General features: G+C 31.3%; 19 protein-coding genes. 15 read left to right on the forward strand and 4 right to left on the reverse strand.

What is annotated here, in order from left to right:
* Positions 1-147: 147 nt before the first annotated feature.
* From NSQ92_RS00395 to NSQ92_RS00410, 4 genes are read right to left on the reverse strand one after another with little or no spacing between them, the layout of a single operon-like run.
* Complete coding sequence (locus NSQ92_RS00395) at positions 148-864, reverse strand: LytR/AlgR family response regulator transcription factor (protein ID WP_047941785.1); 717 nt, start codon at positions 862-864, stop codon at positions 148-150.
* Positions 865-866: 2 nt separating this feature from the next.
* The gene (locus NSQ92_RS00400; protein WP_082138300.1) at positions 867-1,004 is read right to left on the reverse strand and encodes a cyclic lactone autoinducer peptide; all 138 of its coding nucleotides are present in this window, start codon (positions 1,002-1,004) and stop codon (positions 867-869) included.
* Entirely contained in the window at positions 1,001-1,618 is a 618-nt protein-coding gene (locus NSQ92_RS00405; protein WP_095322589.1) for an accessory gene regulator ArgB-like protein, read from the reverse strand. The genes NSQ92_RS00400 and NSQ92_RS00405 overlap by 4 nt, the downstream gene beginning before the upstream one ends.
* 3 nt (positions 1,619-1,621) lie before the next feature.
* Positions 1,622-2,887, reverse strand: coding sequence for a sensor histidine kinase (locus NSQ92_RS00410; protein ID WP_251687928.1), 1,266 nt, complete (start codon positions 2,885-2,887; stop codon positions 1,622-1,624).
* Between the two features lie 596 nt (positions 2,888-3,483).
* Here NSQ92_RS00410 and NSQ92_RS00415 point away from each other — a divergent pair.
* The 15 genes from NSQ92_RS00415 (at position 3,484) to NSQ92_RS00485 (ending at position 15,345) form a co-directional block, all read left to right on the forward strand.
* A complete protein-coding gene (locus NSQ92_RS00415) occupies positions 3,484-3,813 on the forward strand; it encodes a PadR family transcriptional regulator (RefSeq protein WP_047941782.1) in 330 nt (109 codons plus the stop codon).
* On the forward strand, positions 3,791-4,366 hold the full coding sequence (locus NSQ92_RS00420) for an HAAS signaling domain-containing protein (protein WP_095259380.1): 576 nt from the start codon (positions 3,791-3,793) through the stop codon (positions 4,364-4,366). The genes NSQ92_RS00415 and NSQ92_RS00420 overlap by 23 nt, the downstream gene beginning before the upstream one ends.
* Positions 4,363-4,983, forward strand: a complete 621-nt coding sequence (locus tag NSQ92_RS00425; RefSeq protein WP_047941780.1) for an NDxxF motif lipoprotein — start codon at positions 4,363-4,365, stop codon at positions 4,981-4,983. The genes NSQ92_RS00420 and NSQ92_RS00425 overlap by 4 nt, the downstream gene beginning before the upstream one ends.
* A 304-nt stretch (positions 4,984-5,287) precedes the next feature.
* Entirely contained in the window at positions 5,288-5,962 is a 675-nt protein-coding gene (locus NSQ92_RS00430) for a trypsin-like serine peptidase (RefSeq protein WP_341152229.1), read from the forward strand.
* Positions 5,963-5,983: 21 nt separating this feature from the next.
* Positions 5,984-6,121 (forward strand): class III lanthipeptide, encoded by a 138-nt coding sequence (locus NSQ92_RS00435; RefSeq protein WP_123258863.1) that lies wholly within the window; start codon positions 5,984-5,986, stop codon positions 6,119-6,121.
* Between the two features lie 62 nt (positions 6,122-6,183).
* Positions 6,184-8,787 carry a class III lanthionine synthetase LanKC gene (gene lanKC, locus NSQ92_RS00440; RefSeq protein ID WP_341152230.1) on the forward strand — a complete coding sequence of 868 codons (2,604 nt, stop codon included), beginning with the start codon at positions 6,184-6,186 and terminating at the stop codon, positions 8,785-8,787.
* Between the two features lie 91 nt (positions 8,788-8,878).
* Positions 8,879-9,001, forward strand: a complete 123-nt coding sequence (locus tag NSQ92_RS00445) for a class III lanthipeptide (RefSeq protein WP_201781393.1) — start codon at positions 8,879-8,881, stop codon at positions 8,999-9,001.
* A gap of 37 nt (positions 9,002-9,038) precedes the next feature.
* Positions 9,039-9,158, forward strand: coding sequence for a class III lanthipeptide (locus NSQ92_RS00450; protein WP_201781392.1), 120 nt, complete (start codon positions 9,039-9,041; stop codon positions 9,156-9,158).
* 36 nt (positions 9,159-9,194) lie between these two features.
* Positions 9,195-9,314, forward strand: coding sequence for a class III lanthipeptide (locus NSQ92_RS00455; RefSeq protein WP_201781389.1), 120 nt, complete (start codon positions 9,195-9,197; stop codon positions 9,312-9,314).
* Positions 9,315-9,349: 35 nt separating this feature from the next.
* On the forward strand, positions 9,350-9,469 hold the full coding sequence (locus tag NSQ92_RS00460) for a class III lanthipeptide (RefSeq protein WP_201781391.1): 120 nt from the start codon (positions 9,350-9,352) through the stop codon (positions 9,467-9,469).
* A 36-nt stretch (positions 9,470-9,505) separates the two neighbouring features.
* Positions 9,506-9,625 carry a class III lanthipeptide gene (locus tag NSQ92_RS00465; RefSeq protein WP_201781390.1) on the forward strand — a complete coding sequence of 40 codons (120 nt, stop codon included), beginning with the start codon at positions 9,506-9,508 and terminating at the stop codon, positions 9,623-9,625.
* Between the two features lie 36 nt (positions 9,626-9,661).
* Positions 9,662-9,781 (forward strand): class III lanthipeptide, encoded by a 120-nt coding sequence (locus tag NSQ92_RS00470; RefSeq protein WP_201781389.1) that lies wholly within the window; start codon positions 9,662-9,664, stop codon positions 9,779-9,781.
* A 36-nt stretch (positions 9,782-9,817) separates the two neighbouring features.
* Positions 9,818-9,937, forward strand: a complete 120-nt coding sequence (locus NSQ92_RS00475) for a class III lanthipeptide (RefSeq protein WP_201781388.1) — start codon at positions 9,818-9,820, stop codon at positions 9,935-9,937.
* Positions 9,938-10,018: 81 nt separating this feature from the next.
* Positions 10,019-11,728, forward strand: coding sequence for an ABC transporter ATP-binding protein (locus NSQ92_RS00480; protein ID WP_095259134.1), 1,710 nt, complete (start codon positions 10,019-10,021; stop codon positions 11,726-11,728).
* 896 nt (positions 11,729-12,624) lie between these two features.
* Positions 12,625-15,345: a tetratricopeptide repeat protein gene (locus tag NSQ92_RS00485; protein ID WP_095322584.1), complete on the forward strand. Its 2,721-nt coding sequence runs from the start codon at positions 12,625-12,627 to the stop codon at positions 15,343-15,345.
* The last annotated feature ends 23 nt before the right edge of the window (positions 15,346-15,368 follow it).

Consider the following 15,368-nt stretch of genomic DNA (forward strand, 5'->3'; position numbering starts at 1 on the left):
TTAGATGAAAAAAATTTTGGCCATAAAATTCAAGTATAAGAAGAACCTGAACAATTATCCTTTTTTACATCTGGATACTTGTTCAGGTTTTGTAGGTTGTTTTGTAAAGTTTGATGCCAAAAAAGGCTGTTATCAATATCAATAAAGCTAGAAACTGAACTCACTGAATATTAAATCTTTAAGACCTTTTATCCGATGTTTGCTCACTGGTAAAGTTTCTTCAGAATCAATTAGAACCAGATTATATGAATTCATAAATTCATCTTTTTGAATTTTTTTAACTCTTTCTAGGTTGACTAAATAGGATTTATGGATACGATAAAATCCGTGCTTTGCTAATTTTGCTTCAAGAACTTCAAGTTTCTCATTACTTTCAATAAGTTCTCCGGTTGTAAGATGTATTGTGGTTTTTCGAATGGTTTTACCAATAAAGTTGATCTCATCCTTTTTAATTAATAAGTACCCAGTTGATGTCTTAACCCCTACCCGAAGGTCGTCTTTATTTACATAATTAACTCGCGTTAGTGTTTGGAATAATCTAAATACATCAACAGGCTTTACTATATAATCTAAGGGATAAAAATTATATGCATCCAATGCAAAGGATTTGTGATTACTGATGAAAACAATTTTTATATTTTTGTAATACTGATTGATATGTTCTGCTAGTTTAAATCCAGATTGAGATGCAATTTCTATATCTAATAATGCAATATCTACTTTATTCTCATTTAAAAAAATTGGAAGAGAATCACCATTTGTAGAGGTATATACTAAATTATATGGTGATTCTTTAAAAATATCTTTATATAGTTCTAATTGTATCGGGTCATCGTCTATAGCTATGATACTTAATTTAGACATTTTTATTCAGAATCATTCTTTTTGTCTTTACTAGGAAGTTCAGGTTCGTATGTAAACCAATACGATGCTAGAGTACCTTTTGAGGCCATAAAACCAACCTTACCTATAATTTTTGCTAGTACTTTCGTAAATAAGTTCATAAATAATCCACCTTTCTTGTAGTTTTTTTATCTAACCAATCGGTCATGTCATGATGCCATTTTGTAAGTGAAATCGATTGGAAGAGAACAGATAGCCAAATACTTGAGATAATACTTGATTTACCTATAGGTAATAATATCGTGAGGATGAACAGTGTTGTAATAAAAAATAATGAAATATGTTTGAATAACATTTTCTTATTGTCATTAAATAAAGCTCTAGTTTTATGTAAGACAGGAGCTTTTTTATTATAAATAAACATAGAAATTAAATAAATTATAAGGACAGCGATCATATTAAGAGCTAGAAAATGCTTGGTTGCTATCGAAAGTATAAGGATTAAAATAGTACTGTAGACCACACATTTTAAATAACTTTTAAAGTGTGCTCCTCCACCAAAAGTTCTAAGAAAAGCTCCTGTAAAAAGAGATACGGTGGCTTCAATAAAAACTCCAAATAAAACCGATAGTATTAGAATAACTGAAATTTGAATAGTTAATGAGATTATCCACTCTAGTCCGTATCGTATATACTCTTTATTATCTCTGTATTCTGGGGCATGTTTGATAACAAAATTAGTTACTTCATTACTAATTATATTAGGATTAACCATAAATTATTTCCTTTCTTTAGGTGGTATGAGGACAAACATACTTAAAGTTCGATTATTAAGTTCTGGATATATGTATCCGTTATATCTCTCTAAAGTCATCATAATATTGCTTAGTCCTAATCCATTTTCATAAGTAGTTTTTGTACTATAACCATCTTGAAATATGTTTTCCAAATCTAGCAGCTCCGGATTCACTTCATTTAACACTTCGACTATTAAATACTGATTTTTGTAAAATTTAATGACTATTTCTCTAGAAGCTGTTTCGTTTGATTTTATAAATTCATATGCATTAGAAATTAAGTTTCCGATAACATTGTTAAATTCATAAACTGGCATAGGAATGAGTTCAAATGTATCGGAGATAAAAATATTAAAATTAATACCGTCTTTTTTTAAAATCTGTTTGTATTGAATAAGTAAACCGGCTATTGACATGTAATGTAAAGGTAGAGTTTCAGAAGTTGTCTGAAACTCTTCAGTGAGTTCACTCAGATAAGCTTTTAAATCATTTATTCTATTTAGATGGACTAGAGAATTGATAGTGTTAAGTTGAAAGATAAAGTCATGCCTTTGTGCTCGTATACTTCTTAGATAAAATTTTGCACTTTTCTCTTGCTCAGTTAATAATTTTTTTTCTGCTTTAATAGTGTTTAGATAAACTAAGTACCTTGTAAGATAAATAAATGCAATACTCGAGATAATTATTAAATAAGCAGAGGTAATCGATATACCGTCATCTTGAATGACTTTAATTACAATTAACATGAATAACACAACAAATAGGGGGAAAATCCACCAAAACTTTGGGGTCTTAGCATGAGAAATGTCCTGGTTAGGTATAAGACTCCTCCTAAATGCTCTTAGAAATAATAATAGTAGAGTTAATAATGAACCGTTAACTAATCCAGAGATAAATCGTATTTGATTAAATGTTGAAGAGCCTGCAAAAAGTAGATCAAAAATAATAATATTTATCAATTGTACAATCAGTAGAAGGGTCATACTTAATAATAGGGATAATATTGAAAAAGTGAATTTCACTTTATATAGCTTGGATATAAGAAGAGCCAGAATTACTACAGCTAAAGGCAATTTAATAAAGGGATAACTTAGTGATAGTGTTAAAAATATGGCTGTTCCTAGACTTATCGAAAATAAATAAAGTATTTGTATTTTACTAAAATGAAATTTATTTAATAATTGTAGGGTTATTAAAAGCATTGGGATTGTTTCAAACAGAGCTCCAATAAAATCAATAAAAATCAATGTCTTCTTACACTCCTATAATTAAGTATATAAAAGTTGGAAAAATTAGAAATCAAATAGAAAGTATTCGAGCCTATTTTTTATGATAATTCAAACAATTAAGCGTTTCCCATTTTACATATTGCCCTTTTATGTACTCTAAATGTCCTAATATGCAGCTTTTTATCCCTTTTATAATTTTCGAGGTATTTATAAACCTGTTTCATTTTATAATGGAAAATATAGGATAAAAGGGTGGTGGTTTAAATACTAAAATACATTTCTATTTATTACGGAATAAAGAAATTTAAAAAAGTAAGGAACAAATAACCTCTGAAAAAAGGTTGTATGGATTGGATTTATTTTCCTATTCTCTAAATAACAATGTAACATCAAATTTAAAATAAATCAATTTTTTTACACAAATAGTAAATAATGTTCTCGGATACTTGATGACCTTATGTAAATATATTAGTACTGTTATAATCCATATGATTCCCAGGAATTAATTACTGATAATTAATTCTTAATATTCTGATATTAGGATACAGTGTTAAGTTTAGTACCTTTTAATACACAGATAGTATTAAATAAATTATAAACGCTGGTGATAAATTATGAATGCACAGTTTAAAAAAGGTGTACTAGAATTAATAGTCTTAATAATAATAAACAAAGAGGATGAATACGGTTATTCACTAATAAAGAAGATCTCGAATAAGATCGTTATATCGGAAGGTACTGTTTATCCGATTTTAAGAAGATTAGTTAAAGAAAAGTATGTCACGACATATCATGAAGAATCAAAAGAAGGACCATTTAGGAAATACTACAGAATTACAAAGGAAGGTATAGCTAAACTTGAATCCTTAAAGATGGAATGGAATGAGTTTTTCCTAACAATAAATCGTTTTGTCGAGGAGAATGATAAACTTGAACAAAAATAATTTTTTGAAACTACTCAAAAATAGTTTGAAGTTTATGTCTGAAAAAGAAAAGAAAGATATATTAGAAGAGTATAGCATGCATTTTACGGAGGGATTAAGTGAAAATAAAAGTGAAGAGGAAATTTCTAAAGAATTAGGTAATCCTGAAGAAATCGCTAAGGAATTAAACGCTGTTTATGCGATTAATAAGGTCGAAGAAAAGAAAAGTATAAGAAGTATGCTTACAGCAATGATGTCCATAATGGGTTTAAGTTTAATGAATTGCATTATTATTATAGTGAGTTTATTCTTTATGTTATTATTAACGCCATTTATATTGGCTTATGTCATTGGTGTGCCTATAATGATCCTATCTCCCATAATTTTAATAGTAATGGGATTTGTAGATGGTTCTACCATTGGACTTGGGGAAATTCTCGAGTCTATAAAAGGAGTTATTATAGGAGCCATTTTAGCCATCCTAGGGTATTATATAGGGAAGTCATTTATTAAATTATTTATTAAATATCTAAAATGGAACGCATCAATAGCAAGGGGGAAAAATGGATTATGAAAAAAATATTTTTTAGTATCCTATTTCTCTTTATATTAAGCGCGTGTTCAAATGAAGAAAATATTGGCACCTCTGAAAACCAAATACCCGATACAAAGAATGTAGAAATCCCTAGTATTATTTTTTCTTCTGACAAACAAAACAGTGTAATTGATGAAAAGGAAATGAAATCAAGTATAAAAACGTACCTAGACACTTATGAAGCATTACAGCTTGCTAGCTATCCATTTGAAGAAATGATCGATGAAGAAAAGGAATTGACTAAAAGTGAATTGGAGAAATTAGACCAAATTTACAGACTAACAAAAGAAAATGATGAAAATTTCTCTAATTATATTTCACAAAATACATTACCTGAAGGGTATCTAGAGGAGTCTGAAAGAATTAGCAGATATATTACAGGTGTAAATGAGATTATTTACGAAATAGATACAATGCTTAATCAACTTACAGACGACATAGAGAAAGAAGTTATTCCGACAGTAAACTTTGATTTAATAAATAAAAAAAGTGATGTAGTGAATGGAAGAGAACAGAAAAAAATAGAAGAGTTTCTCGAGAGGGAGAATATTGATACTAAAGCATTTGGGAAGAATTCACAAGGAAAAACAGAATAATTTTATAGATATAAAAAAAGATGTACCGAATTTATTTTCAGGTACATCTTTTTTGTATGAGAAGTATTCCAGCTTAAGATTAACCTCGATATTTATACGGTAATTCCAAAGGGAAATGCGTGTAATGGCCGGGTTTTTTAGATGTTCTAGAAAGTGTGCTGCTGGGACTCAGTCTAGTTATTTCTTATTTACTATTATATATAGAATGATATTATCCTTAAAACATTACTATGAAAATAAAATATTGAATCTCTTATATTTTGGTAGTATTGTTTTTTTATACCAGTCAAAGGAATGAAGAATAATGTTTAAAGTATCTATGAATGAAAATCAAATAATGAACACAGGAATATTGAAAATAAAACAAAATAAAAACAAATTTATAAGTAATGCTTCACTAATTATGGGATTGAAATATCCATTAGTTTGTACTGCTGCACATTGTGTTTTTGATTGGTATAAGCAAACAAATGCGAATGAGATAACCTTTATAACTTATGATAACCAAGAATATGAAGTGGAGGAAATCTACGTCAGTAAGGAGTGGGTTCAAAATGGAATAGTAGATTATGATACTGCTTTTCTCACTTTAAAAGAACCGCCTTTAGAAACAGACAATATAATTAAACCTATATTTAATAACACCTCGAAAAAACAGCATGCATTAATACCTTACATACAGAAAAAATTTCTCCGGAAAAATAAAATCGAAATAATAAAAAACATAACATTTGAGGACTATATACACAATTCATCCTTGTTAGGAGTAAAAGGAAAAGCGGGAGTAGGTAGCTCAGGCAGCCCTTGGCTGTTAGAAAAAGGTCGTGATTACTTCCAATTTTCAAATACAAGTTTATCTTTTAATAGTGTTAAAGATATAGTGTGGGGCCCTTATTGGGGGGAACACATAGAAAATTTATATCTACATGCCAATAAAAAAGGGAACAACTTAGAAAGTATTAAAACCTATAAATTATAAAACTAGAAAGGAGGTGTGACTATGTCTAGAACGGATGTTTTATCTCTGCAAAGTTTAAGATATAAAAAGAACGATGAGCCGCCAATTGGTTCAAATGTCAGCGTTAACTGCAAAACACATAGTGGTTTAAGCCTTTTTTTCTGTGTAGTTCCTAGATAAGAAATTCAAAAAATTAAGCACAAATTAACTTGGTTAATTTGTGCTTATAATGAGGTGAACTAATGGATAATAGATATATAAAGTACATAAATGAAGGCTATTATTATAATGTTGCTAGTGAAAACAATCAAAGATTGCTCCATTTAGACTGCCCACCAGATAACTACATAGTAATTGATGGAGAACATTGGATAAATGTTTTGGAAAGAAACATTAAACTACCTAATCAGGGCTGGAAGATTCATATTAGTACGAACATGAAAGAGGCGCAAACAACTTTAGATATTGTATCTAAGTTAATGATAGAAAGAAATATATCATTTAAGTACGTAAAAAGTATTACAGAGCTACTAATGAAAGATTCCAAATATGGCGATAGAGGTTCTTCAGGAAAGTTTATTACAATATATCCTGTAAATACTAATCAATTTATCGAGTTATTAAGTTTACTAGAGAATAGCTTATCTCATTTAAAACCTGGCCCGTATATACTAAATGATAAAAGATGGTATGATTCTAACGTCTATTTTAGATACGGTGCCTTCGCGCCAAGATTTACATTTATAGATGGAGTAAAAGTCGATGCTATAGAAAATTTACAGGGTGAACTTATTGAAGATAAAAGGGTTCCTTATTATTATCTGCCTGACTTTGTAGAAGAGCCTCCAGAAATTATAGCCATGGACAAAGCAATGGATCAAAATGATACTTATTCACCCCTTGAAAATTATGATATTAAAGAGGCACTACATTTTAGTAATGGCGGTGGCGTATATATCTGTGAGAATAAATTACAAAACAATACAAAGGTCATTCTAAAAGAGGGAAGGCCTCATGCCGCGGTAGATGCACAAGGTCGTGATGCATTTTCTAGGATTGTAAACGAAAGTGAGATACTTGATAAATTAGAAAAAACAACATTCCCAGTTAAAAAAATAAGTTCCTTTCGTGCGTGGGAGCATTATTTCATCGAAGAAGAGTATATCGAAGGCGATTCACTGTCTGAGTGGCTAGTTAAGAACTACCCTTTCAGCTCTACCCTAAAAAATGAGTCTTACACTGAAGCATGTATAAATATTATTAATCAACTTATTGAGGCTATACATGAAATTCATGAGCATAATGTAGGAATGGGCGATTTACAGCCTGCAAATGTTATAGTCACTCCCGAAGAGAAAGTAAGATTAATAGATTTTGAAACAGCAAGCACAACAAATGATTCTCTTTCTGGATTAATGACTCCTGGTTATATAGGCCATCAAGAAATGAATAAAGAACAAAGTGATTGGTTTGCATTACTAAGGATAGCAAAACAGTTATTTGTACCAATTGGAAGTGTTCAAGATATTTCCTGGAATTTGGATACCATTCATAGTAAATGGGTGCAGGTTGTATTTGGAGAAAAAGCGACTGAAATAATTGACAAAGTTAAATCGCTGTGTGATTTCTATCAATCACGTCCTATGGACGAGTTATTGAGTACAAATGGCCAGTTAAAACAAGATTTTGATTTATCTATCTTAAAATTAAAATTACGGAATTCCATATTAAAAGACGTTAAAATGGAAGATAGACTTTTACCGGGAGATATTCGTCAATATGAAATGGAAGCAGGAATAATAAATGTATTGACCGGCGGCTTTGGTACGGCAATGGCTTTACATAGAACCGGTGGAATAAATCAAACAGTAAAAGATTGGATTGAAAAACAAGAAATCAATCAATTACTTCATTTAGAAAATGGCTTATTTACTGGAAAAATGGGAATTGCTGCAGTTTTATGGGAATTAGGTTATCAAGAAAAGGCAAAAGCCCTATTTGATTCAGACATTGATATTAAAAACATGGAAGATATTTCTCTTGCAGCAGGTTTAAGTGGGATTGGGTTGGCATACTTAGGACTTAGCTACGAATATGATAATCCTAGATATCTAGATATTTGTCTCTCTATTGGAGAGATATTAATAGATAAATTAAATTCTAATGCACCTATCATTACTTTTGATTACGACGTGGTTGATAAGGGAGTCATGACAAGTTGGTCAGGAGTTTCCCTGTATTTTACTGCATTATATAAAAAAACAAAGGATCAAAAGTGGCTGGAATTATCAGAAAAGGCATTAGAAAAGGACTTGAAATTAGGGGTATTTGATGACGATGGCTTGTATCATATAGATGATGATTTTAGGATTTTACCATATCTCGCTGGTGGAGGAAGTGGACTGGCTATTCCTATAATTGAATTAGAGCTGAATGCAGACATAAAGAAATGGGATAAGGAAATTGATGGAATTTGCAAAATTTCGAAAAGTAAATGTTTTTATAACGCTGGATTATTTCAGGGAACCACTGGTATTTTAGCTATTGCAAATCTCTTAGAGCAATATACCAATAAAAACAGTTTAGTCAGCTCAGCTTTATTTACCCTTAATCTACATTTATTAGAGAATGATGACTGTATATTTGTTCCTGGGGATTCATGCTTTAGACTTTCTGGCGATATTATGTCTGGTTCTGCTGGCCTACTGTTAGTAATAAACGATATTTTAGAGAATAGAAACTACTCCTGGTTACCAATACTCAACTTAGAAAAGGTATTTAATTCTTCGATCTTAATAGGGGAAAATTCGCAAAGGAAGGTAGAACTATCCTTCTCTGGTAATTAATTGACTCTCATGATGTAAAATATATCATTTTATGTAAATAAAAGGATTCAAAGATGATGAGCAAAATTATTTATTATAGGAGGTGATAAAAATGAAAAACGTTCTTGGTTTACAAAAAATAGGTAAGAAAGAACGGAAAAATGGAGATGTATTAAAGTCATCTGTGAGTTTAGGCTGTTCTCCATCAAGTAATACTAGCTGGTTCTTTTGTTAATTCTTAAAAAATACTATTAAGAAAGAAGGAATGGGAAATGAACAAAGTGTTATCTTTGCAAAAACAAGCTGTATCAAAAGACGTACAACTAAAAGCAAAATCACTTGCGAGTATTCAATGTAAAGGAAGTAGCAACGCAAGCTGGTTCTTCTGTTAATTCTACAAAATACTATTAAGAAAGAAGGAATGAGAAATGAACAAGGTATTATCTTTACAAAAAGAAGCGGTATCAAAAGATGTACAACTAAAAGCAAAATCCTCTAAAAGCATTCAATGCAAAGGAAGTAGTCACGCAAGCTGGTTCTTCTGTTAATTCTTAAAAAAACTATTAAGAAAGAAGGAATGAAAATGAACAAAGTATTGTCATTACAAAAAGAAGCTGTATCAAAAGAAGTTCAATTAAAAGCGAAATCACTTGCAAGTATTCAATGTAAAGGAAGCAGCAACGCAAGCTGGTTCTTCTGCTAATTCTACAAAATACTATTAAGAAAGAAGGAATGAGAAATGAACAAAGTATTATCTTTACAAAAAGAAGCTATATCAAAAGATGTACAACTAAAAGCAAAATCCTCTAAAAGCGTTCAATGTAAAGGAAGTAGTCATGCAAGCTGGTTCTTCTGTTAATTCTTAAAAAAACTATTAAGAAAGAAGGAATGAGAAATGAACAAGGTATTATCTTTACAAAAAGAAGCGGTATCAAAAGATGTACAACTAAAAGCAAAATCCTCTAAAAGCATTCAATGTAAAGGAAGTAGTCACGCAAGCTGGTTCTTCTGTTAATTCTTAAAAAAACTATTAAGAAAGAAGGAATGAGAAATGAACAAGGTGTTATCTTTACAAAAAGAAGTTATATCAAAAGATGTACAACTAAAAGCAAAGTCCCTAGCAAGTATTCAATGTAAAGGAAGCAGCAACGCAAGCTGGTTCTTCTGTTAAGACTAGTAAATGATTTCTGTAAAAGACAATAAAGTTTGGTCAATCAAGCTTTATTGTCTTAATTAATGAGGTGAATCTTAATTGAATGCGTATAAAATGCTCCTATTAGCAATTAATGATACAAAGAAGAAATTACTTTTGGTCACAATTATAATTGCATCTATTTTATTTACAGCAGCAACTTTATTTTTCCCACTTTTGGTAAAGGATATTGTTGATGAATTTTCAATGAATGAGATTAGCCTTTGGATGGTTGGAGGTTTAGTTTTATTCTTAGTAATAAAATCTATAATTGAAGCAGTTAATCAGTACATAATATCTAAATTTGGTAACATGGTAATTCGCGATTTACAAAAAAATATCTACAATAAGGTTATTTATTTTAAAGTTGATTTTTTTGATGATTACCACAGCGGAGAATTATCAAGTAGAATCGTAAATGATACAGAAATTGTTAAAGATTTAATCACATATCACATCCCTAAATTAGTTACGGGAATTATAATGATACTTGGTGGATTAGCATTAACAATTATCCTCGATTGGAAACTAACGGTTGTGGTACTAATAATTGCTCCATTTATATTTGGGATTATATTTCCTCTGATGAGGAGAATGGAGAACACTGGGGATAGACAACAAAAAGAAACTTCTGTTTTTATTTCAAAAACGCAAGAGACTTTTAAAAATATAAAGATGGTGAAGGCTTCAACGGCTGAAAAACAGGAAAAATCATTAATGTTTAAGTGTATTGATAGACTATACAATGCTAACTTATATGAAAGTAAAATTTTTGCTATAGTAGCTCCTTTAGTGAATTTTTTACTTATTCTAGGCTTATTAATAGTGGTAGGATATGGGGCATATAGAATCTCAGTAGGAACATTAACTATAAGTACATTAATTGCGTTTGTAATCTATGCCTTTCAAATGATGACCCCAATGAGTTCCATTAGTGGATTTATTGGAGAGTACCATAAAGCTAATGGTGCAATTAAAAGTTTAAATAATATAATGAATAATAACGAAGTTGAATACACTGGTAATACAGAGTATAAATTTCTACATGAATTATCCTTTAATCAAATTACTTTTGGGTACAAAGATAAACCTATGCTTAGTGATATCAGCTTTACTATTAAACGAGGGGAGTCTCTAACGATTGTTGGTCCTTCAGGATCTGGGAAAACAACTTTAATTAACCTATTGGAGAAGTTTTATCATCCAGAAAGTGGTTCCATAACAATAGACAATATCAATATCAGTCATTTGAACACATATGAACTTCGAAAAAACATTGGGATAGTAAGCCAAGGTTCCTCCTTAATTAGCGGTACCATTTTAGATAATTTGCTATATGGTCTTGATGAAGACCAAATTGATGAATCAAAAATAAGAGAGGCTTTAAGGTATGCGAATTTACAAGAGTTTGTTGATAGACAGAAGGACAAACTTAATACAAATATAGGGGAGAGTGGCGACAAATTATCAGGGGGAGAAAAACAAAGATTAAATATAGCTAGGCTATTTTTGAAGAACCCGGATATAATTTTATTGGACGAACCTACCTCAAACTTAGATATAGAATCTAGAAATTTAGTATTGGAATCAATAAACAAACTTACTAAAGATAAGACAGTGATTAAAGTAACTCATAACCTAGAAGAAGTAAAACCAGGTGACAATGTATTATTCATTGAAGATGGAGAAATTGTATGTGAAGGTTCCCATGAAAGAATGAGTGAGATGAATAAAAGATATAAAGAGTTTATTTCTACAGCTGCGGTGTAGTTTGTAGTTTTGGGATTACAGTAAGTAGATTAAATGTTTATCTACTTACTGTTTTTTAGTGTTGATTTTGTGCTATTCGAACATTTTTTCCACGCTCTATTCTTCCTTTTTCTTAAGCAATTTTTGCTTAATCCTTAAACTTCTAAGAGATTACTCACCTGCCATATCACCGTTATTGGCATACTAACACTGTCTTTTTCGTTCTGCCATAGCTCTTGCCCATTCCATTTGGAACAATATAAAAAAATCATCATCATTAGCAGAGGGACGCTCGGACTCTTTTTTTCGTTAAGTATGATTTATTCGTGTAATTCTCATAATCAACGACAACCTCCATGATGTTTTGAAAAACCCCCTTTCATTTCCATAAGTTAGTTTCCAGGGAATAATTTCTTATTTGATTGGGGAGTTGTAGCTTCTACTCAGGATAGATGGAAAGAATAGGAAGGATGAATAGCGGTTATTTTCCAAAGAGTATGTTCCTTTAAAATCTAAGGGTCTATTGCTATTATCCTGGAATAATCCCCACTCTGTTAAAGGAGAAAGTGAACTAGGTAAAAAGACGGAGAGGATAAATAAAAAACAGGGAAGAAAGGTACGATGGACACTAGAGGATGAGGAGAAGAATCAGTAATCTTAAATATAATAGTACCTAGATTTAAAGAGGGAATATACTGCGCTTTCGCTTATATCACGAAGAAATACCCAACCATTCAGAACGATTACTTAGCCTGTTATTATATTGTAAAGAGATTGAATCGGTTTCGAAATCCATGAAATAATCTGATTTGCTACAATGAAGGATAGCCTACATAAGACATAATGATGACGGATGAGCATAAATATATTATTTAGAATGATAAAAAACCACTCTAAATGAATAGCAGGGGGAAGTTATGACATTAGAAAAAAAACTAATTGAAAAAACGTATTATGAAGGATACTTACAGGATAGAGACGAGTCGCCAATTGAAGTTTTAGGCCAATTATATATAGCGGAACAAAGAAAGAATGTTCCAGATCTAACCTCCATCCGTTTCGCACAAGGTGAATTATATTTTCAGTACCATGACTATGAAGCGGCAATTTTTAAATGGGAGAATATTAGTAATGAATTAGAGCCATGGGCAAAGAAGAATCTAGCAGACGCATACTTGGAATTAGAGGAATATTCAACAGCGGAAAGTTTTTATAAATCTGTTGTGACAGATTCAGAGCTTTTACAAACAGAAATATCTTTGCAACTATTTTCTTTATATTTCCAAAAAGGGAATCATGAAATGGCATTGGGGATTATTAATAATCTAGTTCTTACTAATCCAGACTATGCGAATATACCAACTATCGCAAAATCATATTATGAAGAACAGCAAAATTGGGAAAAGGCAGTAGAGCTTGCTGTTAAGGAAGGAAAAAGAACAGATGGATTAAAATGGTATGAAGCATTAATTCATTATAGCAACTTAGGAGTGATTCAGCAGTTTGAGCCTGCATACTTTATAGAAAGCTTAAAAAATCTTCAAGAGTTAGACTTTGCTACTTTTGAGAGATTATCTATATCATTATGGAAAAACTATGAAGACACAGCCTATTATCTAACATGGGTAACGGTATTTAATAGCATTTATGAACCTGTTCCTTGCGAAGGAGAAGAAGGATTGGCGCATATTTTGGAAGGTGCGTACGCTCATTTAATTGATGGCAGTTATTCGATTAAGGAAGTGGAAGAAATTGTTCCGGCTCTTTTATCCAATTACTTCTTATCTTCAATTGGCCAACAGACTGTATCGGCAGCATCGGCAGTTTTAGCTTGGAATGAAATGTTTAAACATTCGATGGATCAATCTGTTGTATCAAAAGCAGAGATGGTTATTAATGAAACAACAGAAACAAATATATCATTCCAGCAATTTATGAACTTATTTGAATCTATTATCGAGTGGGCAGATAAGCATGATATTCCATTAGATAAGAAGTTTGCCCAAAAGGTACACGATTTTCTTCCATCGAATCATTATCAGTTATTAATGGTAGGATCTGCTGGCAGCGGTGTAAATGCCTATATTAATGAGCTAGTAGGAGAGACTGTTTTAGCAGAAGATACAAATGCGATTTTAACGATAAAGGATAATGACTATCTAGAAATAAACGAAGTAACCAATTCTGGCTTAAAATTAATTGATACACTCACGAATTTTTATGAAGAATTGCTTGTTCAACAGGAGAGTCCGAGAGTGTTCCAGTTAGACACTCCTTCTCATTATTTAAACCAAAATAGATGGACGGTTACCACTGCTCCTTTTGTAGAAGATGCATCTTACGCAGATTATGCTATGCTTGCTGACAGTCTCTTATTTGTTATTAATGAGCGATCTGTTTTTTCTTATACGGAATATGAACAATTAAAGCAATGGAAGGAAAAATCGCCATTTTTAACACTGCAATTTTTAATTTATATCGATGATTTAGATAATGAAAAAGTAGCATCCAAGCGTTTACAAAAGGCGATGTCTGCAATTCAGCATTATTTTCCAGATAGCAAAATCTTTATTTATTCCAAGCAAGAGGAGAGAGAAGCTCAGCTAGATGAAATTAGCCGTTATTATTACCACCATTTTGCAGCTAGAAAGATGAATGAAGAACGATTGCAAAGCTGTATTTCTATCATTCAAGATTTAATTACTAATCTATTGGATAAACGATTGGATATGGAAGATAGTTTAAAAGCATCACTCCAGCTTTATGAGGAAATGGTCAGCAAGCTGACTGGAGCTAAAAATCAACTAATTGATATGGAAGCCTCTAAAAGTGAGTTAATAACAAAGCAGTTTGATGAAATCAAAATAGAAACGCAAGAAGCAATTAAAAAGGAAATTCCAGCTATTTTAAAAGGATGTAAGGATATTATAAAAGAAGATAGTGATTATAGTAAAATGCATATCTCTCTAAATAAAGAGATGAATAAACGAGTAAATGAGTACTTAAATGAAACATTATCGCCGAAAATTCATCGAAGTATTGAAGAATGGATTCAAGCAGCTCATAAACAATTAGAGGATGGCCAACTATTCCTTAATGAGCTAAGCAAAGGCTTCAATGGAATTTACAAGGAGCATCCAATAGAGCTATCTTGTGATTTTGTGATTATAGAAGATTGGAAAAGAGATGCACGCCGGTTATCAAGCGGACTTCGCATCGAACCATTAAATATTTTCAATCGTTTTAATGCATCCCAAGTATTTCTGAAGAGTGCTGGGAAGCTGCTTGGTGCAATTCAGCAAAATAACAAAATGCTTCAATCAAGATATCAAAAGTATCTGGAAACAGAGGATTTTTCTGATGTGGCAGCATCTGTTTCGACAGCAGTATTGCAGCATTTTGATTTCTATGAAAAAGGATTGGAAAATGATATTAAAATGTTCTTTGTCCGTCCAAAAAGGACATTAGAGCAATTTGCTGAGGAAAAATCAAAAGATATCGTAGAATATAAGAATTTATTAGACCGATTAAAGAATAATCCAGAATTGTTCCATGACCCATTGAAGTTATTCGAACTACGCCTCTTGCAGTATGACTGGCTTGCCAATACTACCAAGCCAGCAACAACATGGACGTAAGCCATATAAAAAGGGAGGAGAAT

Origin of the sequence: Niallia sp. FSL M8-0099, from assembly GCF_038006945.1 — a bacterium.
Lineage (GTDB): Bacteria > Bacillota > Bacilli > Bacillales > Cytobacillaceae > Niallia > Niallia circulans.

What these genes read in the sequence shown, in the direction of transcription:
- NSQ92_RS00395 (WP_047941785.1), bottom strand. Translation starts at nt 864, where the DNA reads ATGTCTAAATTAAGTATCATAGCTATAGACGATGACCCGATACAATTA.
- NSQ92_RS00400 (WP_082138300.1), bottom strand. Translation starts at nt 1,004, where the DNA reads ATGAACTTATTTACGAAAGTACTAGCAAAAATTATAGGTAAGGTTGGT.
- NSQ92_RS00405 (WP_095322589.1), bottom strand. Translation starts at nt 1,618, where the DNA reads ATGGTTAATCCTAATATAATTAGTAATGAAGTAACTAATTTTGTTATC.
- NSQ92_RS00415 (WP_047941782.1), top strand. Translation starts at nt 3,484, where the DNA reads ATGAATGCACAGTTTAAAAAAGGTGTACTAGAATTAATAGTCTTAATA.
- NSQ92_RS00420 (WP_095259380.1), top strand. Translation starts at nt 3,791, where the DNA reads ATGATAAACTTGAACAAAAATAATTTTTTGAAACTACTCAAAAATAGT.
- NSQ92_RS00425 (WP_047941780.1), top strand. Translation starts at nt 4,363, where the DNA reads ATGAAAAAAATATTTTTTAGTATCCTATTTCTCTTTATATTAAGCGCG.
- NSQ92_RS00430 (WP_341152229.1), top strand. Translation starts at nt 5,288, where the DNA reads ATGTTTAAAGTATCTATGAATGAAAATCAAATAATGAACACAGGAATA.
- NSQ92_RS00435 (WP_123258863.1), top strand. Translation starts at nt 5,984, where the DNA reads ATGTCTAGAACGGATGTTTTATCTCTGCAAAGTTTAAGATATAAAAAG.
- lanKC (WP_341152230.1), top strand. Translation starts at nt 6,184, where the DNA reads ATGGATAATAGATATATAAAGTACATAAATGAAGGCTATTATTATAAT.
- NSQ92_RS00445 (WP_201781393.1), top strand. Translation starts at nt 8,879, where the DNA reads ATGAAAAACGTTCTTGGTTTACAAAAAATAGGTAAGAAAGAACGGAAA.
- NSQ92_RS00450 (WP_201781392.1), top strand. Translation starts at nt 9,039, where the DNA reads ATGAACAAAGTGTTATCTTTGCAAAAACAAGCTGTATCAAAAGACGTA.
- NSQ92_RS00455 (WP_201781389.1), top strand. Translation starts at nt 9,195, where the DNA reads ATGAACAAGGTATTATCTTTACAAAAAGAAGCGGTATCAAAAGATGTA.
- NSQ92_RS00460 (WP_201781391.1), top strand. Translation starts at nt 9,350, where the DNA reads ATGAACAAAGTATTGTCATTACAAAAAGAAGCTGTATCAAAAGAAGTT.
- NSQ92_RS00465 (WP_201781390.1), top strand. Translation starts at nt 9,506, where the DNA reads ATGAACAAAGTATTATCTTTACAAAAAGAAGCTATATCAAAAGATGTA.
- NSQ92_RS00470 (WP_201781389.1), top strand. Translation starts at nt 9,662, where the DNA reads ATGAACAAGGTATTATCTTTACAAAAAGAAGCGGTATCAAAAGATGTA.
- NSQ92_RS00475 (WP_201781388.1), top strand. Translation starts at nt 9,818, where the DNA reads ATGAACAAGGTGTTATCTTTACAAAAAGAAGTTATATCAAAAGATGTA.
- NSQ92_RS00485 (WP_095322584.1), top strand. Translation starts at nt 12,625, where the DNA reads ATGACATTAGAAAAAAAACTAATTGAAAAAACGTATTATGAAGGATAC.